This is a genomic window from Vasconcelosia minhoensis LEGE 07310 (genome assembly GCF_015207255.1).
Lineage (GTDB): Bacteria > Cyanobacteriota > Cyanobacteriia > Phormidesmidales > Phormidesmidaceae > Vasconcelosia > Vasconcelosia minhoensis.
The window spans coordinates 100,477-121,441 of the sequence record NZ_JADEXG010000006.1 but is presented as its reverse complement, the minus strand read 5'-3'; the positions used below and the strand labels follow the sequence as shown (position 1 = coordinate 121,441).

Genomic DNA, 20,965 nt, shown 5'->3' with positions numbered 1-20,965 from the left:
TGCAATCGCAATTTTTGCTTTGAACTCTGGACTATACTGTCTGCGTTTTCTGCTCATGAATAACTCCTATCATTTTTTGAGTGATTCGGAGCTTAGCTACCTGTCCAGTTTTTGGGGTCCACTATAGACCTTGCTCAGGTTTTGCACGTCGATGATCGGCATAGCTAAATCGTAACCTTTCGTCAGGGCAACCCGCCGAGCCCGGATGAGAAACTTTCTTTGATTTTGGGCAAGCTATCTGAGTAGCAAATTGAACTTTCTGACGTCAAGCTTCTGTTCCTGAGTCTAATGACTTCCGCAGCAGTCAGACTTAGTTCATCTAAAAGTTAGGTAGCTTTTCATGTTTGCTAACCTCAAACTTCGCGATAGAACCCTGCTGGGCTATTCCGTCCGCAAGACCGATTATCGAAGACTACTATGCGCTGACGGATGAAATCGCATCGAATGAACAAGCGATTCTCGACGAGAGTTTTGACTCTACAAAGCAAACTCTAAGTATGGTTAGCTTTTGGCCATCACCACCGACTCGCTGCGGGAGATTAACCGGGCCATTTCCCAACTCAACGAAGCGGCCCAACAGCTGCAGCAGGAAATCTCGCGCTTCACGGTCAGGTCAGAGAGCTTCTCGGCTCCCGCCGAAGAACAGGCTCAGTACGCTCTACGCTTAGCCAGTGTCTGAGCTGGCTCAGAACTGCTGAAATTAGGTTAAACGCCTGCGGACGCTTTATCTATCTTCCAGACGGGCAATCGGGTCAGTCTCCAACGGCGGATCGCTCTTAAAGTCATGCTCGTACCACTCCATCAGCGGCGAGGCACTGACCCCATGGACGATAATAGAAGTGACTACGACAATATAGGTAATCCAGGACAGCCGCTCAGCCGTATCTCCGCTCAGCCCTTTACCCAGAGCATAGGTGAGGTAGTAGAGCGAACCTACACCGCGAATGCCAAACCAACCAAACAGCCCGCGAGTGGGTAGAGGCATACCGCTGCCGCATAGGCTTAGCAAAGCGCCCAGCGGCCGGATTAGCAAAATTAGGAGGGCAGCCGTGAGCAGCCCCTCAGGAGCATACCTGAGAATAGGGTCAACCAAAAGTAGCGAACCCAAGATAATCATTGCAGCGACTTCTAGCAGCTTTTCCATCTGCTCAGTGAATTTTAGCTGCGCCAGTCGCTTGTTAGGGTCGCAGTAGTAGTTTCGCTGGACGACCACCCCTGCAATAAATACGGCTAGAAAGCCATAGCCGTTGACCAGCTCGGTCAGCGAATAGGTCAGCAAAATCGTACTCAGGGCGACGATGTCCTCCATCAGGTCATCTGCCGGCTGCCGTCGCTGGATTCGATGGTCAAGCCAGACGACAGCTTTAGCGACGCCGATGCCCATGACAATCCCCGCCGCGATCGCCCAGATAAAATCCACCAGTGCCCAGGTGACAAACCAGTTTTCCCACTGGCTATCCTTCAGGGCAAACAGACCAAAATAGACAAACGGAAAGGCTAGGGAGTCATTCAGCCCGCCCTCAGAGGTCAGGCCAAACCGCAGCTCGTCCGCATCTTCAACGTGGGCCAGCTGCACCTCAGAGGCCAGCACCGGATCGGTCGGGGCCAGGATTGCGCCTAGCAAAATCGCTGCGCCCCAGTTCAGGCCCAGCAGCCAGTGGGTGGAAAGCGCGATCGCGACAATCGAAAACGGCATTAGCAGACCAAGCAGCCGAATCGGACTCTGCCAGGCCGATGGCTTCAGCGCCCGGTTCATCTTCAGCCCACAGCCAAATACCGAGACAATCACGACGAACTCCATTAGGCGCTGAACCATCAGCGCCTCCGGACGCATCTGTACCAGGCCAATCCCATATGGCCCTAACAAGACGCCGACAATCAGATAGACCAGGGCTGAGGAAAGCGGCAAACGGGCAATCCAGCCCGAGCCCAGCGTCGCAACTAGTAGCACTAGACCGATTGCCAGCAGTGAGAAAATGTAGGTCAAGGGCATACCCTATCAGTAGCCCTGTGAAGCTAGCCAACAACGTCCTCGAATAACATCGCCCCAGAGTTAGATTACCCTTAACTTAGCTGAGTGACCTGCTGAGCGATGAACGCCGCTGCGGTATGAGCGGGCAGCGGCTTAGAAAAAAGATAGCCCTGTCCATATTGACAGCCAAAGGTCTGAAGCTGGACACACTGCTCCTCAGTCTCGACCCCTTCGGCAATCACATCCATTCCCAGTTTATGGCCTAGGGCAATAATTGTGCCCACAATATCACTGTCGCCCTGGGTCTCCACCATGCGATTGACAAAAGACCGATCGACCTTGAGCGTATCGGTAGGAAAGTGGTGCAGGTAGCTCAGAGAAGAATAACCTGTGCCAAAGTCATCCAGGCTCAGCTTTAGGTTGAGTGCTTTCAGCTTGAGCAGCTGCTCAATGGTGCTGCTGACGTTTTCCATCGCTGTGCTTTCGGTCAGCTCTAGCTTCAGGCTACAGCTCTCTAAGTGACAGTCTGCCAAAACCTGGGCGACCTGCTGAGTCAGATCGGATTGATTAAACTGACGAGGCGAGAGGTTGACGCTGATAATTAGCGGCCCTAGCTGAGGAAAGGCTTGATGCCAGTCATACATCTGCTGGCAGGCCTGTCGCAAAATCCAGAGGCCCAGCGGTACAATCAGTCCGGTCTCTTCCGCTGGCCCAATGAACTCAGCTGGCGAAATTAAGCCCCGCTGCGGATGCTGCCATCGTACTAGCGCTTCAAACCCAGCCAATTGTCGAGTCTGGAGGGCAATAATAGGCTGATAGTACAGGACAAATTCCTGTCGTTCAATGGCGCGGCGCAGCTCAGCTTCCAGCTGAAACTGTCGGACCGCTTCTGATCGCATTTTAGGGTTGAATACTTCATAGCATTCAGCTTTCAACACCCGGGCTCGAGACATTGCCCGATGGGCATCCTGAATTAGGTTCTCAGCTGAGTGAGTCGATGACTGGGCGAAGGCGATTCCCATACTAAATGTGACGGTCAGCGGCGACCGGTTAAGCTCAAAGGGCGTTGCCAACATCTGCTGTAGATGCTGAGCTAGGTCGAGAGCTTGCTGCTGGGTCTCAACCCGATACTGTAGGGAAAACTCATCGCCACCAATTCGAGCCAGCGTCCCCTGAGCTGGCTGACAGATTTTGAGCCGCGCTGCTGCCTGGATTAGCAACTGGTTACCCAGCTGATGGCCAAAGCTTTCATTAATGGCTTTGAAGTGATTGACGTCAAGCAAGAAAACCGCGATCGCGTCGGTTGACTTAACTGGCAGTCCTCTCAGAGCCTTTTGTAGCTGCACCACAAACAGAGACCGATTTGGCAAGCCAAGCAGTGCGTCGTAGAAAGAATGATGAAAAACCTGGTAGGTGACCAGGCCAACGCTTGTCAGCAACAGCGCCAGCGCCGGTGCTGCAAGTGGAATCCAGCCATTCGTCAGCAGAAAAATTAGCCATCCAGTCGCCGTTAGCCCCGCAACCGCCGCCAATAGCGCCAGGCCCAACCAGGCAGAGCGCCTCAGGTGCCAAACCAGGCTTCCCCCCAGAAACGCCCAAACCCAAATCCAAAGGGCTTCAGCCCAGTCGGGCCAGTACCAGTAAAGAGGCTGGTGATCGAGGACGCTGCTGAGAATTTGGCTGACCATTTGGGCATGGACAACCACCCCCGGCATAACCTGGCTGCTGGCGGCCGTTAGGCTGTAGGGCGTGTAGAAAAAATCTTTGAGGCTTGGGGCCGTAGCACCAATCAGGACGACTCTATCCTCAATCCATTCTGGTTTTAGCTTTTGGTCCAGCACCTGCGACAGCGTGACTCGCCTGGCAACCCGGTCGGCTGACCGATAGTTAAGCAATATCTGATAGCCCGCATCGCTCATGTCTGTATACCCACCGGCCTCAGACGTCAGCGCCAAAAATTTAGTCTGACCTAGCGTGAGGGCATCAGCATCTGCCGACAGCGAACTGTTTTCAGGCTGCAGATATTGGCGACTCAGCTGGAGGGCGAAGGAATACAGTTCTTCTTCCCCCAGCATCGTAAACATAAAATTGCGACGCAAAATGCCGTCTGGGTCAATCACAAAATCATTAAACCCAACCTGATCCGGGTCCAGTCCTGGCGGCGGCGGCACCGCACTGTCGGTGCTGACCCCAAGCCCAGTAATTGTTACCAGGTTGGGGGATTGGAGCTGCTGTCTAAGCGCTTCCTGCCCTGGAGGAAAGGGAATATCCCGATAAATGTCTAGGCCGATGACCCTGGGATGATAGGACTGAAGCGTAGCTATCAGATCGGCTAGCGTCTGGTCGGATAGGGGCCATCGCCCCTGAGCCCGAATATCTGCTTCAGTAATCTCGACGATGAGTAACCGCGGGTCTGGTCCCCGGTCGGGTCGGCTACGCGTCATCTGGTCGAAAACTGCTAGCTCTAACATAGAGAGGCCGACGAATGGCCCTAATCCAAGCAGCAAGCCGGTGACTAAAAGACTGACAAGCCCATAGGGCCGCCGTTTGATTTGCTTCATAACCGCCGAGACAGACAAGTCACCTCCATTTGGCAACGTCGATTGATCCAGCCTGGATCATTGCTTTCTAACTACCGGCTATTCGTTAACTACCAAGGGTTCCCAATCATCGTAAAGGCTGACCAATAGGCCGGATGCGAAAAATCCCAGCTGCCGCTTTCAGCCAGTTCTGGCAGCATCGCGATCGCCCCGGTCGTTTCGCGCAGCTCGCCCTGGTCGATCCAAACCTCGCCTCGCAGCATCGCGATTTGAGCCTGTTGTAGGGCCTCAGATCGGCTCGGCGTAGTTTTCAGGTTCTGGTAAAACTGGTCCATAAACCCTAACGTACCTTCGTCACTGACCGGCCAGAGGCTTGCCATCACAGTCTGCGCTCCGGCATTTACCGCTAGCCCGGCAAACCCATACTCAGCCGACCGGTCCCCTACAGCGGTGCTACAGGCACTCAGCACCAGTAAGGAAATCGGCGGCGACTGAAAGTTCAGCTGTCTCATTTGATCAAACTGTAGCTTCCGATCCCAGAGCTGCAGATAAGATTCCTTCATCGCGCCCGGATTAAAAACAGCGTGGGTCGCGAAATGAACAATCCCATAGTCTTTTTGCTGTAGCTGAGACTGTAGATTAGCCAGGGTAAACTCGTCGTTGAGATAGGACTTTCCCCCCCAAAGCCGCTGAGTAATCAGCATCAGTTCCAAAGGCACCGCCGCGAGTCGGCTCTGATCGGCAAACTCAGACATGCCCATAGCCAATACAGGATTGCGAGTTGAGGCATTCTGTAGCGGGTTAAATCGACTGAAGTCAGTCAATCCAAAAGTGGGCAAAATACCAACGCTGTAACGCTCCACTAGAAATTCATCACCGTCATGGAGTGCGGCTAAGGGCAACAGACGTAACCCGTCGTCTAGAACAAACGCAATGCTGTCTATCCTCTGTGCTTCAAGATCGGTCTCAATCGGTTTGATTAGCCAACCGTAGAGCTGCTGCGCAAGAGGTAAATATTGGCTAGGCGGCAGCACCGCATCGGTGACCTGCTGGCGGAATGACCTAGCTGCAAGCTTGACCTGAGCTGGCGTTACACCTTCGACCTGCTGCACAATCTGCCCCGATGAAGTCATCATCAGCAGCGTCAGCCGGTCGGCGTCGCTGAAGCGGATATAGACCGTAGCTGGTTTAATCCCCAGTGTATCCTCGGCCCGCTGTAAAGTAGCGCTAATCGCGTCTAGCGTCGCTGGGGGGGCACTGCTCGCAGGGAGTTCTAGATAATCCTCAAAGCCTCGCGATAGATCGGTCTCGACCGCAGCTAGATAGAACGGGATATCCGCGGCTAAATCCTGGCTGTCTAATGATGGCAAAGCCTGTACAGGCTGAACCGTTCTGGCGGGTTCAGCAACATCGTTCTCCGCCGTAGTCAATGGGGCCAGGCCTACTTCGCTACGGGCTCGGTTAGAAGCTAAGGAATCATTAGAGAGCGTCGTCTCAGTAGACAGGCCATTGTTTTCGACGGCTGAGGATAAATTCTCAGTCGAGGTCGGATTTGATGCCGTGAGAGTCGCCTCCTCCGGCAAAACGGGTTCCAGCGCAAGGTCTTCTGGGACTGCGGATGGCTCTAAAGGTGCTGTTCCAACACCAGACTCGTCTAGTCCTCTCAGGATGTTTACCTGCTCGTCTGCTGCCGTTAGCGTACCGGCAGCGACCGTAGCGCCAGGAGCTTGGTTGAGGGGCTCACCAACCAGATGAACCGTCCCGTCAGGTTCTATGCTCAAACCGGTGGCGGCATCGATTTGGCCGGCTCTCAATAGCGTTGGCAAGTCAGCCGGTGTGGTGATCGGTGGATTGGGGGCAGAGGTATTACTGAGCCCGGGCTCTAAGGTTAGACTGAGTAGCGCTTCTGCTTGACTGAGCCGCACCGTTTGGTCGCCTGTAACTGCGGCCAGCGTAATTGCCCCATCGGGCGCGGCTAGGGTGCCGGTGTTGGCAACCAGGCCCCCGATTAAATTCAGCGACTGCCCTGGCCCAACGGTGAGGTTACCTGCATTGACGATTACACCGGGCTGAGTCGCAAACGTGAAGACGCTGGGCGCTCCGACTAAAGCCTCGTAGGAACCTGCCGTCCCTGCCTCCAACCAGCTTTCACCGAAACCAGTGCCGACCGCTGTCGTCGCTGTAAAGCTAGCTGGCAGATTGAGACTGGCATTTGGGCCAAAGACTATGCCGACGGGGCTGAGCAAATAGAGATTAGCGCTGCTCCCGCTCACCTGAATCAGGCCATCGATGATAGCCGGGTTGCTGCCCGAAATCCGACCGAATATATTCTGAATTTCTGAGGCTGAGAGAAAGTTAACCGACCGTCCCGCCTCGACCGTGAACTGTTCAAAACTATGGAACAGATTCCTCCCGTCAGTCGAGAGAGAACCACCCTCTATCCTGAACTGCTCTCCCTGCTGAGTCACCTGCGAACCTGTCCCGTCTAAGGCTGGCGTGACTTCGGATAAGACTTTATCCGGGTAAGCTAAGCTTGTAGCCGCAAAGCCTAGAACCCATCTGCTCAGGCCCATCCCCCTAGCGGGCAGCATAATCAGCCAAAGTCAAACGGCTTTGCTTGGGTGGCGTCGAGAACTGATTCTCGTTACTCTCAAATAGTGAATTGACCAAAGAGGCTGATACTGTGTGCTCTAACCCGATGGACTGGAGTAGGGTCTGCCAGCGAGCGTCGATAGCCGTATTCCAGGGCTGGCTGCTTCGCAGGCCGATTAGTGCAGTCAGTCCGTCGTACCAGATTCCCGCCTGATCGTAAAGGTCAAGCCGGGCCTGTAGCGACATCTCGGCGACTTGATCGGTGAGTTCTGGCGTTAGCTCAACGCGTTGAACGAAACCCGTGACAGCGAGGTTAGCGGCAGAACTCTCGGTATTACAGATGATAGAAAAGGACCAGCGATAGGTTTCTCCCGGAGCGAGCTGCTGGGTTTCTGGTAGCGTTATGCTAGCAACGCCCGCCTCCCCAGTTGCAATTAGCGCTTGGCTGTAAATTTGCTCTTCGGCTTGATTGAAGAGATTGAATTCAACCTGCTTGGCCGTATCGAGGGCAGGTAGGTCAAACCAAAAAGTAGGCTGAGCCGTCGCCGTCAGACCTAAATTACTACGGGGTATGAGGGCAATCAGACGCTGGTTGGGCTGGCTGACGCAGCCAGCCCGGGGGGCTCTGGAACCACCGCTGATGCGTCTGCCAGGTAGCCCTTGACGAACTGTATCGTTGCTTCGCATCTCTGCCAGGCTAGGGGTACTCATACCTACTAGCAGAGTCAAGCTCACACCGAACGATGCTAGGCATCTAGATAAGATTAGCCGTTGCATAGTCAAAGGGCTCCAAGTAGCAAATCGAAGGCTAACGGTAGAAGCTATTCTCACCGTTCAACCCTTAATTTGCATTTTCTATACTTAAATTTTAAGTCATTTACAAATCGAGTAGAAACGGTGAGATTACTGAGCTGTTTTTTTAAAAAAACAGCGGGTGCTAAGCTAATTCCGGAAAAACCTGCTGAACAGCTGGATGAATCAGCTGCTGCCGTTGGACATTGAGCCCTTCGGCTAGGGCGGGGTCCTGCTCCAAAGCCTGGAGTCCCTGATTGGCGAGCTTAAGGATGTAGGGTAGGGTGCTATTGTTCAGCGCTGCGGTAGCGGTCCGAGGTACAGCCCCAGGCATGTTAGGTACGCCGTAGTGCAGTACGCCAGCTTCGGTGTAAACGGGTTCGGTATGGGAAGTGGGTCGGACAGTTTCGATGCAGCCGCCCTGATCAACGGCAACGTCGACAATGACCGCGCCCGTCGGCATCTGGCTGACCAGCTGACGTGAGATCAGCTGGGGCGGACGCCGTCCTGGTACGAGGACAGCCCCAATCACCAGATCGGCATCGGGCAGCACCGCTTCTATGTTAGGAGCGCTGCTATAGAGCAGCTGGACCCGCGATCCAAAGAGCGCTTCGAGCTGGTTGAGCCGGTCGATATTGATATCGACTAGAGTTACCCGTGCTCCGAGCCCAACCGCCATTTTAGCGGCTTCTGTACCGACAATCCCGCCTCCTAAAATGACCACGTGGCCGGGTTGAACACCAGGGATACCGCCCAGTAGCACGCCGCGCCCGCCCTGCTGGCGTTCTAAGTAGCGAGCACCAAACTGAACGGATAGCCGTCCGGCAATAATACTCATCGGGGTAAGCAGCGGTCGCTGACCCGCGATTTCGACGGTTTCATACGCGATCGCGCTCACCCCGCTAGCAATCAGCGCCTCAGTCAGCGCTCGGTTAGCCGCTAAATGCAGGTAGGTAAACAAAATTTGCTCTTTTTGGATCAGCCCATACTCGGCTGCGAGCGGCTCTTTGACTTTGACTACGAGCTCTCGCTGCCACGCAGCTTCAGCTGTTTTAACCAGCTCGGCCCCAGCAGCTTTGTAATCGGCATCGGTAAAGCCCGCTCCCAGCCCCGCCTGACTTTCTACGAAAACCCGATGTCCCTGCCGGTTTAGTACCTTCACGCTATCGGGACTCAGCCCAACCCGAAATTCCTGATCTTTAATTTCTTTGGGAATGCCGATTTCCATACGATAAAACCTCAGGGATCGCTTAGATCCTATTGTGGGCGTCAGGTTTGCTGCCTAATAAGTACCGGATTTAAGCAAGTCTAAGAGACTACTTAATCATAATCACCCGAGCTCGGGAGCTGTCATCCGATTATGCCATTCTGATCTGTCTACAAGTTGTTCAAATTAAGAGGTTTTGGTAGAGCCTGCCGCCATCCGCCGGAGCGCAGTGATGATCTGGCTATTGGCCTTGGGGAAAGGGTATTGGTCAATTTCTGCTAGGGTCACCCACTTTACTTCCTCGGATTCGAGCGGCTGCGGAACTCCGCTGAGGTGATTGCAGTTGAAAACGTTGAGCGTGACTTTGAAATGGGTATAGGTGTGGTCAATTGTGATTAGGCGATCGCGCACCTCAATTTCAATCCCCAGCTCCTCTCTAATTTCCCGGCGGATGCAGTCCTGGACTAATTCGCCTGGCTCAATCTTACCGCCGGGAAATTCCCAAAGGCCGCCCAGCAGCCCTTCGGCCCGGCGACGGTCGATCAGGATCTGACCTGCGGCATTATAAATGACGGCTACGCCAACTTTTTTATGCGGCAGCGGGCGGCGAGATTCGGTCATCGGCAGCTCTGACTGGGCATTTTGATTGTACGCCTCACAGTAATTTTGCCAAGGGCAGAGCAAACAGGCGGGACGACGGGTGCAGACCGTCGCCCCCAGATCCATTAAAGCCTGATTGAAATCTCGGGGATGGGTCTGCGAAACTAGCCTTTCGGAAAGCGCCCAGAGCTGGTTAAGCGCTCGGTTGGGCGGCTGGGGCAGCGCAATCAGCCGAGCCAACACACGCTTTACATTACCATCAAGGATAGCGACTGGCTGGTTAAAGGCCGCGCTAAGAATACCGCCAGCGGTTGTGCGGCCAATCCCCGGCAGGGCCAGTACGGTCTCAAACCGCTGAGGAAACTCGCCGCCTTCGGCACTGAGCTGTCGAGCGGCCCGGTGCAAATTTCGGGCTCGGGCGTAGTAGCCCAGACCCTCCCAAGCTTTGAGCACGGTTTGCTGGTCGGCTGCCGCTAGCTGCTGAAGCGTGGGAAACTGGGATAGCCAGCGGCGATAGTAGGGGAGTACGGTCTTAACCTGGGTCTGCTGCAGCATGATTTCTGAAACCCAGATCGCATAGGGATCGCGGGTCTGACGCCAGGGTAGGCTGCGGCCATGGGCACGATACCACCGTAGCAGCAAACGCCGCAGCTCTTCCACAGCAAAGTTCGGCAGAAGATTTGCATTTTCTGCCGAACGATTTAGAGTTGGGCCAATATTGGCTTCTGGCAAAATTGGGTAAGGGTTAAAGGCTACTTAGGGCGAGAGCCCTCAAATAGCTTAAGCTAGCTGTAGCCTAACCTCTACTCGATGTCGTCTAAACTGCCTGTCTGACCAATAGACTGTTCAAAGGCCAAGCGCTGCTCAGCGCCTTTGAGGAAATAGCCGCTCATGATGGCCGAGGCCAGCAGTCGTCCTAGATTTTCGCGGCTGGTGGTGACCGTTACATCAAAATCTTGGGGCGGCAGCCCCCCTAACAGACCCAGAACGTTGTGCTCAATCACCTGCATCACTTCAGCCGAGGCGGGACGAGATAGCTGCGAAACCGTTTCCGGTTCCATGGCTTGAACGTAGTGGAGGAGGGCGTTCTCTTTCAAAGATTTGGCTCCTAGATATTCGGGGACTTGGCCGGGTGCGTTATTCACTGTATTAACCTCTCACTCGGGCGGAATGCTACCTTTGCAAGGCAGCCTTATCACTTCTTATTGCTGTACTGTCAATAATTTAACAAACCCTTAGGATTTACCGGGTGAGTAGAACCGTACCAGATTGTGAGGGGTTTACCGCGATCGCTACCAGGTCGGGTCAAAAAACAGGTTGACCTCTAGCTCAGCCGGGCTGCTGGGGACAGCCGTTAGGCAGGCACAGCAGGGCTCAGCTTGACCCGTCATTTCCACCTCGCAGGCGTGGCAGGAGCCCATCAGGCAGCCCGTCGGAATCGTGACTCCAGCCCGAGCCGCGACCTGAAGCAGAGGCTCGCCGGGCTCGGCCAGCACTGTGACGTCGTCGGGCAGGAAGTGGATCTGGAGGGGCATGGGTGATGGCGTGTTCGCGAAGCGTCGCCGTAGGCGTTAGGGGGGATTCCTGGCAGGTGCGGGTTAGCTATTGGGGACGGTCAGTTTTGAGCATTTCAACTAGCGTGTGGTGAGCGTCCGCAGCATCTTTCAAAGTATGATCGAATTCGACCCGTACGGGCACCGTCTCACCTGCAACTTGGGCGGTCAGATCCATGCCCTGGGGGTCGATGGCGGTCATTGTGGCGGCAGTAGCAGATTGGTGCGGGCCATAGCGCTGGGCATAGAGCAGGACGGCACTGGCATGGTCCTTGTTCATATGCTTACAGATGCGATCGCTAATTGCCGGCGTAATCGGTTCTGACATGGAAAATCCCTTAAACTACTAATCTAATGTTCTGAATGTCTTGATCATTCTGGCTTTCTATTCATTCTGATGATATCTTCACCACCGGCGAATGTTGAGCATCCCTGGCCAGCGGGCTTCCTGTTTGAAAGCCCTGGCGCTCATTTTACCTATCGGGTTGTGGGTCCCTGCTGTCGGCTGTTTGATCGCGAGCAGCTACCCTGGCCCTGCTGTCGCCTCCAGTGGAAAGGTAAGGAACCGAGCTGGCGGCGGATTGGGCGACGGTTAACGGTCGATCTGGCCAGCCGGCGGCATCCGTCCTACTGTGTTGAGATTGTTGGACAGGGCTACAGCAGTGAGCCATTCGTGACTACATTGTATACCGTCACCTTTGCGCCCGAATTCCAGCTCTGGTGGCATACGCCGCGTTCGGCGCTTACAGCTACCGGAGAACTGCTACCTTCGCCAATTTCTAATTCCCAGCTGGCGGGGCAGCGCTGAGGGGGCCAGTATTTCGGCTAATATTCTTCAATTGCTTCGGGCACCTCTACCAGGCAGGCGCGGCGGTATTCAAGGCCGGTCCAAAATATCGCACCGCAGAGCTGAGCGTCAGAAAAATAAACCGTGCGGAAAAGAGTGGCCTCGAGATTAGTGCCCTGCATCAGTGCGCCTACAAAAATAGTTTCGTCCAAATAGGCTTCCCGCAGGTCGGTCTGAGTAAAGTTAGCGTTGGTGAAGTTGGCCCGCTCCATGATGGCGTAGCGCATGTCGGCCCCTTCAAAGTTGACCTCCCGGGCGCTGGAATAGGCAAAATTGGTGTCGTATAGATTGGCCCCTTCTAGATTAGCTCCGTCGAGTAGCGTATGGAAAAAGTTCGCGCTCTCTAAATCGGCACCGCGCAGGTCGGCACCAGAGAGGTCGAGCCGGCGAAAGTCAGCCCCGTCTAGGTCGCAGCCAACGCATTCGTTGGTGTCAATCAGCCGCTGAACATCCTCGTCGTCAGCGGCAGTGGCGGCCTGAGCCAACCCGACCCAGAGGACTGTGCCGACCAGTAAAGCGACCCTAGCGCGATCGCAATTCAGTATCCAGTACATTATTCCTTTAAACATGGCCTTCCAACATAGTAGGAATTGACTCTAGCACTGATTGCCATGGTGTCAGATCCGATGCCATAGCGGCAAGAGGACAGCAGCGCAAAACTGACCCGAGACCAGTGCAGCAGCAGCCAGTAGCTGTCAAAAAACGTAACCTCTGGGGGTGCTGTTCCCATATTATCCCGGGTTCTGTAGCTGATAGTATAAACGAGCTTGAAAGCCGCAGCCATGCTCTAAAGCTGTTGGGGTGACTACCACGCTGCTGCGTTTTTTAATTAATTTTAAGGACAGTTCGACCATGAAATCTTTTCGTCTAACCGTAGTGGCCTTAGCAGCCACTACCCTGGGGACATTTGGCAGCCTGAACGCAGCCCTGGCACAGACCTTTGGCAGTACAGAGGTCGATTCGAGTGACTTCGTTTTAGTCGCTTCGCCAGCGGGCAGCCTTTCACGTAATCCGCAGCTGATGATCATCGAGCAGCAGACCGATGCTCGTCCCTGCTGGAGTGAAACTGGGAGCAACCCCACCCAGATTGAGCCGCTCCTGCTCAACTTTGACTTTACCGGCATCTGTGGGCGAAGTCTCGACAGCAATGGCTATTCGATTCGCACCGCCGATGGCGATATGGGCAGCCGCTTTAACCTGACGATTCAAGAGCAAGACGGACAGCTGGTGCTGCTAGGTACCCCCAGCACTTTTCCAACTAACCCCTATCGCAACGCACCGGCTTTCCGGATCGGACAGGCAAGCGGCATTGCCCCCAACGGCTTTACTAAACTGACGCTAGATCCGGGCTGGCGATTGGCCAAGCGAACCACGACTGACGGCCGCGTTCTGGGACATGTCTATCTCACCAACGACATGCCCATTGCTCAAATTTTAGAAGCGGCAGGCGACGGCGAAGTCGTTGCTCGTCCACCGGCGCCAGGGGCAGGGGCCGGAGTCAGCTTCCCAGATGTTCGCGGCGACATCTATGCGAGTGAAATTGACCGCGCGGTTGAAATTGGCTTTATCGCGGGTTTTCAGGAAGACAATACCTTCCGGCCTCGGGCTAACCTAACGCGCGAGCAGCTAGTGTCGATGATCTTTGAGGCGCTCAACAGCCAGGAAAATCTCTCAGTAGCCCTGCCCAATCAGGTGACGAGCAATCCCTACAGCGATGTCGCCCGCGATCGCTGGAGCGCGGCTAAGATTGAGTTTGCGAAGCAGAGCGGTATCGTCAGCGGCTATCAGGATGGGACCTTCAAGCCCAGTCAGCCGGTGACCCGGGCAGAGTTAATGGCAATTGTCCGGCGGGCGGCAGAATATAGCCGTAAGCAGCGGGGACTGACTGAGATCTTGCCCTCAACCCAGGCCGCCCGTTCTTTCTCTGACATCCAGGGGCATTGGGCAGCACCGGTAATTTCGAACCTGTCTAGCTACTGTGGCATTGCCACCCCGCTGAATGAGACCGGTAATAATTTCCAGCCCAACGCCAACGCCCAGAGAAACTACGCAGCAGCGGCGATTGTGCGGTTTTTAGACTGCCCTAACAGCTAGGCCCAAGGGTTAGTCCGAGCAGCTAGAAACTTCTTACAGAAAGGCTTTGAAACGATCCGACCGGACAGCTTCAAAGCCTTTTGCTTTGATTATGCTGCTTTTTTGCCTGCCAAAATGCCGTAGCGCAGCAGACCACGGCTGAACCCCTGGGACATTAGCTGCAGCGAGAACGCCCCCTGTAAAGGAGCCCCCCCGGAGCGCAGCAGCGCTTGAAAGGTAGAGGGTTCAAAGGCAGAAGCGATGACGTCGCCCCAGAAGGGCTCGACAGCGGCAGTCCAGTCGGTAGTGCTGAGGTCGGTAAAGCCCAGGTCTGATGCGATCGCGCCATATTCCGGCAGCGAAATCACATAGGGCAGACAGTAGGCCCGATAGATCGCCTCTAGATGGCGCTGCTCGTCCGCCGTCAGCGGGCCTGCCAGCGAGTCCGTCGGACGGTGACACCAGGTCGCCATCAGGAATAGCCCGCCGGGCTGTAGCAGGCGATAGCTTTCCTGCAAAAACTGGCGCTTGTCGGGCATATGCTCGCCGCTTTCCATCGACCAGATAAAGTCAAAGGTCTGATCGGCAAAAGGGGTGCTCTGAGCATCTGCCACCTGGAAGAAAGCCTGAGTCCGGCTGGGGGCATTCGCAGTTTGAGTTTCAATGGGGCTGAGCGGAATACCCGCCGAGCCAGCTCGGGCCGCAGCTCGCTCGGCCTGGACCGGACTGAGGGTAATGCCAACTGCCGCCGCTGAGTATTTTTGCGCTAGGTAGAGGGTACTGCCGCCGATGCCGCAGCCTACGTCCAGAATCGTTTGGGGCGATCGCACTCCTCCCCAGGCCAGCAGCGTCTCGATTAGGTCAATCTGAGCCTGCCGACGACCTTTACGCTGCCGCCCGCTGGGGCCATAGTAGCCATGGTGCATATGCTCTCCCCAGACCTGCTCCCAAAGTCCTGAGGACTGGTCGTAGAATTGCTGGATGCGCTGTTTCAGGTCTGCTGACATGGGGTAGCCTCACTTTTGATCGCGTTTGTGACATTAACAGTGATGATGGAATGGAGCAATGCAGAATTCTCAGGAAGTCGGCAGCTACCTCTAACGCTAAACAGATTGCTTGAGCGCTTTTTCAGTTCTTCCGTACTACCCATAGATGACCGTCTCTAGAACCATTTGCCTAGGCTTTCTCACCTTAATTACCGTCGGCACGCTGCTGCTGATGCTGCCCCTAGCCACCGCTGGTGAGGGCTGGAATAATCCGATTGTGGCCCTCTTTACCGCGACCTCGGCTGTCTGCGTCACTGGGCTAATCGTGGTCGATACCGGATCTTATTTTTCTCCGGTGGGCCAGGGGATTGTGCTGCTGCTGATTCAGCTGGGCGGGCTGGGCTATATGACAGCGACGACGCTGCTGCTGCTGCTGCTGGGGCGGCGGCTAGCACTGCGCGACCGATTGGCGATGAAGCAGACGCTGGATACAGCAGAGATGGCCAACATTAGGACGTTGGTCATTTCAATTATTTCAATGACGCTCGTGTTTGAGCTAACCGGCGCTTTTTTGCTGCTGCCCGTATTTCGTCAGGACTATGGTTCTGGACAGGGGCTCTGGCTCGCCCTCTTTCACAGCGTCAGCGCGTTTAACAATGCTGGCTTTAGCCTGTTTGAGGACAGCCTGGTGGGATATGCGCGATCGCCGTTACTCAATGCTGTCGTAGCAGCCCTGATTATTATTGGCGGGATTGGCTATCAGGTAATTATGGAAGGGTTTACCTGGCTGCGTCATCGCGTCAGGGGCAGCCAGGAGCGAACGGTCTTTTCTCTTCATTTTAAGATTGTCACGAGCACGTCTCTGGCGCTTTTGCTGATAGGCGCGATCGCGCTATTTCTAACCGAGTATGACAACCCCGCCACGTTGGCTGGCAAAAGTTTTGGAATTAAAGCATTACTCGCCAGCTTTCAATCCGTTGTCACGCGCACCGCTGGCTTCAACTCCGTTGATATTGGCGGCATGGAAAAAAGTTCGCTATTTATCGTGATTGCGCTGATGTTTGTCGGCGCCAGCCCCGGTAGTACCGGCGGCGGGATCAAAACGACGACGCTGCGAATTTTGCTGAACTGCACCCGAACGGCGCTGCAAGGCAAAGAGGAGGTGACCTGCTACCAGCGTCAGATTCCAGGATTCAGGATTCTCAAAGCCGTGGGCGTCGTGGTTGCCTCGGGGTTTACCGTCATTACGATCACCACCTTGCTCTCGCTCACTGACCCAGAAACAACGTTTATCAGTACGCTGTTTGAAGCGGTTTCGGCCTTTGCGACGGTGGGGCTATCGACCGGGATTACCGCCGACCTGTCGGTCTTGGGGCAGATTGTCCTGATTACGACGATGTATACCGGGCGAGTCGGGATTTTACTGCTGATGGCGGCCCTGCTGGGCGACCCCAGTCCTAGCGCCATCCACTACCCCGAAGAAGATTTGCTGATTGGGTAAGCGGTATGCAGGCAGGGGCTGGGTAACCCAGCCCCTGCTGCTTATCCGTTTTCGGCCGCCAGCTCGGTGCTGCCGCGACGCCGACCGCGGGTCAGGCTGTTGAATAGCATCTGGCCAATGGCCTTAACCAGGTTGCCTTCTAGCTCTTCAAACAGCTTCATGTTGATCCCGAAGGCATCGTTGGCTTCCTCGACGATCGCGTCTGCCGTTGCTTCATCTACGGGGGCCGAGTCTAGCGAATCGCGATACTTTTGCTTAAACGCTTTTTCATCGCTAATGCTGTCGAATTCATAGAAGGCGACACCCTCACCTTCGCTCAGGTTCATCGCTCGCTGGGCAATTTTCTTGAGAATCTGTCCCCCGGAGAGGTCACCCAGGTAGCGGGTATAGGAATGGCCAACCAGCAGTTCCGGCTGCCGATCGGAAATTTCTCGGATTCGCTCGACATAGGTCTGGCCAGCGGGCGATAGCGAAATTTGCTCTCGCCAGTTCGGACCGTAATAGTAGGTGAGATCCTCTTCTAGCGCTGCTTTGCGGTTGAGCTCTGGAAAGTAAATTTTAGAGACTACAGGATGGTGCTGATGACGCTCCATCTCCTCTTCCATCGCCGAATACACGAAGTAGAAGTTGGCTACCAGCTTACGATAGGACTTCTTCTCAACTACGCCCCGCAAAAAACATCGGACAAAGCCGACGTTCTCCGCCATGGTGTGCGCTTTCTTCGTGCCCTCGCGGAGCTTGGTTGATAGATTGCTGCTCATGCTAAGTCTCGCTATAGATCTAAAGCTGATTAAACAAAGTTTTGGCTTGGTTCTGGCAAGCGCTAATAATTCCAGCCGCTCTGAACCGGCGGCTAATCCCGGTGGTCAATCCCTTTAGCGCACCAACCGCCGGTGAATCATCATATTAAAGGGTGTAAATTGCCATGATTGTTACAATAGCTCGTTTTAATGAGCGTTTCCGTTAAAAAATATTGCGCCACTCCCAGCCCAACCTTGCTAAGCCATTGATCAAAGTCAAGCAAAACCTACTTTTCAGCGGGCTTTGCTTGAAACTAGGGTTTTGCGCTGAGTCCGCTTAGGATCAAGGATTTAATAAGATGCACAACTCCCGAGCCCTCATCCCCAACCCTTCTCCCGGGGGAGAAGGGGGCCGGATCTAGCTCCCTCTCCCCCGGGGAGAGGGCCGGGGTGAGGGCCGCGAGACATGCACAAATGATTAAGTTATTTAATTCTCGATCCTTAGATATCTAGGTCAGCGAGCTTCAGTCGGGGACCGTAGGTCTCAATAAACTCACGCCGGGGGGCAACGCGATCGCCCATCAGCACCGTGAAGATCCGGTCGGCCTCAGCCGCATCCTCAATCTCAACTTTTTTGAGTGTTCGGCTTTCAGGATTCATCGTCGTATCCCACAGCTGAGTTGGCATCATTTCACCCAGGCCCTTAAAGCGCTGAATGTTGTAGTTGGCATTGGCCGGAAATTCGGCAATCCGCTCGCTGAGTTCGCGATCGCTGTAGCAGTAGGCATGGCTACGACCGCGCTCGAGCTTGTACAGCGGCGGGCAGGCGATATAGACATAGCCCTGATCGACCAGCGCCCGCTGATAGCGGTAGAAGAAGGTCAGCAGCAGGGTGCGGATATGAGCCCCGTCCACGTCGGCGTCGGTCATCAGGCAAATGCGGTGATAGCGTAGCTGAGAGGCGTCAAATTCTTCGCCCTTAATGCCTAGCCCCAGAGCCGTAATCAGCGCCTGGACTTCGGTGTTTTTGTAGATTTTGGCATCGTCTGTTTTCTCAATATTAAGGATTTTGCCCCGCAGCGGCAGAATGGCTTGAAATCTGCGATCGCGACCCTGCTTGGCGCTGCCGCCCGCCGAGTCGCCCTCGACGATAAAGATTTCCGACTCGGCCGGGTCGCGAGAGCTACAGTCGGCCAGCTTTCCCGGCAGGGTAGAAGACTCCAGCACCGACTTACGGCGCACCAGATCGCGGGCTCGCCGGGCCGCTTCAGCCGCGTTGAACGCCTGAACGGCCTTTTCTAAGATGGCGTCGGCCACGCTGGGGTTGAAATCAAGATATTCGCTCAGCGCCTCACCCACCAGCGAATCGACGATACCACGGACTTCGGTATTGCCCAGCTTGGTTTTCGTCTGGCCCTCAAACTCAGGGTCGGGAACCTTGACCGAAATAATCCCGGTCAGGCCCTCGCGGATATTTTCCCCAGCCAGGTTCGACTCGCTGTCCTTGCGCTTGTTGCGCTTGCGGGCGACGACGTTGAGCGTCCGGGTGAGCACCGCTTTGAGCCCTTCTAGGTGAGTCCCCCCGTCGATTGTCCGAATGTTGTTGGCAAAGCCCAGCAGATTGTCCGAAAAGGCATCGCTGCACCACTGGAGCGCCGCCTCTACCTGCACCCCGTCACGCTCCGACTGGACGTAGATAATGTCGTCGTGGAGGGGCTGCTTATCGTTGTTGATGTAGCTGACATACTCGCGGATGCCGCCTTCGTAGAAATAGCGAGTGACCCGCGGCTGGTCTGCCCTGATCAGCTCCAGCCGATAGTCGGTAAAGGTAACATCGACGCCAGCATTGAGATAGGCGAGCTCTCGCAGCCGGGCTGCGATGGTGTCGTAGTCAAACTCCGTCGTCGTGGTAAAGATCTGACTGTCTGGCTTGAAGCTGACAGAGGTCCCTGTCTGGCCACTGGTGTCTTTCTTGGTCTTTAAGCTGCCAATGGGTGCTCCCCGCTCAAATCGCTGGGCATGCACCTTTTGGTCGCGCCAGACGGTGACCTCGACCCATTCTGAGAGGGCATTGACGACTGAGACGCCGACCCCATGCAGTCCCCCCGATACCTTGTAACCGCCGCCGCCGAATTTGCCGCCCGCGTGGAGTACCGTCAACACCGTCTCCAGCGCCGACTTGCCAGTGCGCGGATGCACATCCGTCGGAATCCCTCGACCGTCGTCGGTGACGGTGACGGAGCCATCGGGATTGAGGGAAACTTCGATATGATCGCAGTAGCCCGCTAGCGCCTCGTCTACGGCGTTGTCTACGACTTCGTAAACGAGGTGGTGCAACCCCTTCGGGCCGGTGCTGCCGATGTACATGCCAGGTCGCTTACGGACGGGTTCAAGCCCTTCTAAAACCTGAATCTGCTCAGCACCGTAGTTGGTTGTCATGCTAGTCGGTTCTCCTGTGGTCGGTTTTTAGCCGCTTGAATTGCAAAAAACGATCATTCACCTGCAAATTCTAGCACATTGGCTTTACAAGCGGTTTTAGAGCAGTTTTAGCGCACTTCTAAAAAAGGGATGGATCGGATGTATTTTAAAGTATTGGTCATTTGCCTCGTTCTTGAATTATAGATCACCAGTACTCATTGCGATTGTGGGGCCGACCGCCGCGGGTAAATCCAGTCTGGCGTTAGAACTGGCAAAACGGCTTGAAACGATGGTTTTGAGCGCTGACTCTCGCCAGGTCTATCGCGGCTTTGACATTGGCACGGCCAAACCCAGCCCAGCCGAGCGCCAGCAGGTTCCCCATCGACTGATTGACATCTGTGACCCCACCGAGACCCTGACGGTAGCAGAATATCAGCGTCTGGTGCAGCATGAGATTAGTCAAATCCATACCCAGGCCGCAGCAATACCGCTACTAGTAGGGGGCACGGGTCTATATATTGACGCGGTCACTAAAGGACTGCGAATTCCGCCGGTGCCACCTCAGCCTGAGCTGCGATCGCAGCTGCAAGCCCTCGACCAGCCCCAAATCTACGCCTGGCTCCAGCAGCTAGACCCCACCGCCGCCGCCCGCATCCATCCCCACGATAAAGTCCGAACCCTGCGCGCCCTGGAAGTCTACTACGTCACCGGGCAGCCGATTTCAGCCCAGCAGGGCAGCCAACCACCGCCCTATCCCATTCTCTCGATTGGGCTAGACTGCCAGCCCCCGGAACGGCTGCGAACTCGCATCGCCCAGCGAACTCAGCAGATGATCGAGCAGGGCTTCGTGGACGAAGTGAAGCGGCTGAGCGCCCAGTACGGCAGCGATCATCCCTTACTGAAAACGCTGGGCTATGCCGAAATGCAGCACTATATTGCCGGTGCGATCGGTTTAGCAGACGCGATCGCGCTAACCGTACAGCACACCTGTCAATTCGCCAAACGACAGCGCACCTGGTTTCGCAAGATCCCCCAAACTGAATGGTTCGATCCCAACTCAGAAAACCTGACAGCAACCGTATGGACTCGGGTCGAGACTTTCCTAAAAGCAGAGTATAAAAACTAACCCCCCTACCCCTAACAC

Annotated in this window: 18 protein-coding genes; 5 read left to right on the top strand and 13 right to left on the bottom strand. The window is 55.1% G+C overall.

The genetic code is table 11. The annotated features are described in order from the left end of the window. Positions 1–508: 508 nt before the first annotated feature. Positions 509–679, top strand: a complete 171-nt coding sequence (locus IQ241_RS04405) for a hypothetical protein (RefSeq protein WP_193905206.1) — start codon at positions 509–511, stop codon at positions 677–679. Between the two features lie 45 nt (positions 680–724). On the opposite strand, the gene IQ241_RS04400 is transcribed toward IQ241_RS04405, so the two are convergent. From IQ241_RS04400 to IQ241_RS04360, 9 genes are all read right to left on the bottom strand, one after another. Then, a complete protein-coding gene (locus IQ241_RS04400) occupies positions 725–1,987 on the bottom strand; it encodes a cation:proton antiporter (protein WP_322743575.1) in 1,263 nt (420 codons plus the stop codon). 77 nt (positions 1,988–2,064) lie between these two features. Then, positions 2,065–4,533, bottom strand: a complete 2,469-nt coding sequence (locus IQ241_RS04395; RefSeq protein WP_228021370.1) for a putative bifunctional diguanylate cyclase/phosphodiesterase — start codon at positions 4,531–4,533, stop codon at positions 2,065–2,067. A gap of 89 nt (positions 4,534–4,622) precedes the next feature. Next, positions 4,623–7,103: a CHAT domain-containing protein gene (locus tag IQ241_RS04390; protein ID WP_193905195.1), complete on the bottom strand. Its 2,481-nt coding sequence runs from the start codon at positions 7,101–7,103 to the stop codon at positions 4,623–4,625. After that, positions 7,090–7,815 carry a DUF928 domain-containing protein gene (locus IQ241_RS04385; RefSeq protein WP_193905194.1) on the bottom strand — a complete coding sequence of 242 codons (726 nt, stop codon included), beginning with the start codon at positions 7,813–7,815 and terminating at the stop codon, positions 7,090–7,092. The genes IQ241_RS04390 and IQ241_RS04385 overlap by 14 nt, the downstream gene beginning before the upstream one ends. A gap of 226 nt (positions 7,816–8,041) precedes the next feature. Then, complete coding sequence (gene ald / locus IQ241_RS04380; RefSeq protein WP_193905193.1) at positions 8,042–9,124, bottom strand: alanine dehydrogenase; 1,083 nt, start codon at positions 9,122–9,124, stop codon at positions 8,042–8,044. Between the two features lie 165 nt (positions 9,125–9,289). Continuing rightward, complete coding sequence (gene mutY, locus IQ241_RS04375; RefSeq protein WP_390622416.1) at positions 9,290–10,378, bottom strand: A/G-specific adenine glycosylase; 1,089 nt, start codon at positions 10,376–10,378, stop codon at positions 9,290–9,292. 128 nt (positions 10,379–10,506) lie between these two features. Continuing rightward, entirely contained in the window at positions 10,507–10,800 is a 294-nt protein-coding gene (locus IQ241_RS04370; RefSeq protein ID WP_228021369.1) for a DUF760 domain-containing protein, read from the bottom strand. Between the two features lie 195 nt (positions 10,801–10,995). Further along, positions 10,996–11,238 (bottom strand): 2Fe-2S iron-sulfur cluster-binding protein, encoded by a 243-nt coding sequence (locus tag IQ241_RS04365; RefSeq protein ID WP_193905191.1) that lies wholly within the window; start codon positions 11,236–11,238, stop codon positions 10,996–10,998. Between the two features lie 67 nt (positions 11,239–11,305). After that, entirely contained in the window at positions 11,306–11,584 is a 279-nt protein-coding gene (locus IQ241_RS04360) for a DUF2470 domain-containing protein (protein WP_193905190.1), read from the bottom strand. Positions 11,585–11,653: 69 nt separating this feature from the next. On the opposite strand from IQ241_RS04360, the gene IQ241_RS04355 reads away from it, so the two are divergent. Beyond that, positions 11,654–12,064, top strand: a complete 411-nt coding sequence (locus IQ241_RS04355; RefSeq protein WP_228021368.1) for a hypothetical protein — start codon at positions 11,654–11,656, stop codon at positions 12,062–12,064. A gap of 17 nt (positions 12,065–12,081) precedes the next feature. Here IQ241_RS04355 and IQ241_RS04350 read toward each other — a convergent pair whose 3' ends face one another. Continuing rightward, positions 12,082–12,672, bottom strand: coding sequence for a pentapeptide repeat-containing protein (locus IQ241_RS04350; RefSeq protein WP_193905189.1), 591 nt, complete (start codon positions 12,670–12,672; stop codon positions 12,082–12,084). A gap of 283 nt (positions 12,673–12,955) precedes the next feature. Between IQ241_RS04350 and IQ241_RS04345 the strand changes: the two genes are divergently transcribed. Continuing rightward, complete coding sequence (locus tag IQ241_RS04345; RefSeq protein WP_193905188.1) at positions 12,956–14,197, top strand: DUF3747 domain-containing protein; 1,242 nt, start codon at positions 12,956–12,958, stop codon at positions 14,195–14,197. A gap of 89 nt (positions 14,198–14,286) precedes the next feature. Here the strand turns inward: IQ241_RS04345 and IQ241_RS04340 are convergent, their stop codons facing one another. Beyond that, entirely contained in the window at positions 14,287–15,183 is an 897-nt protein-coding gene (locus tag IQ241_RS04340; protein ID WP_193905187.1) for a methyltransferase domain-containing protein, read from the bottom strand. A 145-nt stretch (positions 15,184–15,328) separates the two neighbouring features. On the opposite strand from IQ241_RS04340, the gene IQ241_RS04335 reads away from it, so the two are divergent. After that, complete coding sequence (locus IQ241_RS04335) at positions 15,329–16,663, top strand: TrkH family potassium uptake protein (protein WP_193905186.1); 1,335 nt, start codon at positions 15,329–15,331, stop codon at positions 16,661–16,663. A 41-nt stretch (positions 16,664–16,704) separates the two neighbouring features. On the opposite strand, the gene IQ241_RS04330 is transcribed toward IQ241_RS04335, so the two are convergent. Beyond that, positions 16,705–17,424, bottom strand: a complete 720-nt coding sequence (locus tag IQ241_RS04330; RefSeq protein WP_193905185.1) for a biliverdin-producing heme oxygenase — start codon at positions 17,422–17,424, stop codon at positions 16,705–16,707. 480 nt (positions 17,425–17,904) lie between these two features. Continuing rightward, positions 17,905–19,842, bottom strand: coding sequence for a DNA topoisomerase (ATP-hydrolyzing) subunit B (gene gyrB, locus IQ241_RS04325; protein ID WP_193905184.1), 1,938 nt, complete (start codon positions 19,840–19,842; stop codon positions 17,905–17,907). Between the two features lie 172 nt (positions 19,843–20,014). On the opposite strand from gyrB, the gene miaA reads away from it, so the two are divergent. After that, positions 20,015–20,947 (top strand): tRNA (adenosine(37)-N6)-dimethylallyltransferase MiaA, encoded by a 933-nt coding sequence (gene miaA / locus IQ241_RS04320; protein ID WP_193905183.1) that lies wholly within the window; start codon positions 20,015–20,017, stop codon positions 20,945–20,947. The last annotated feature ends 18 nt before the right edge of the window (positions 20,948–20,965 follow it).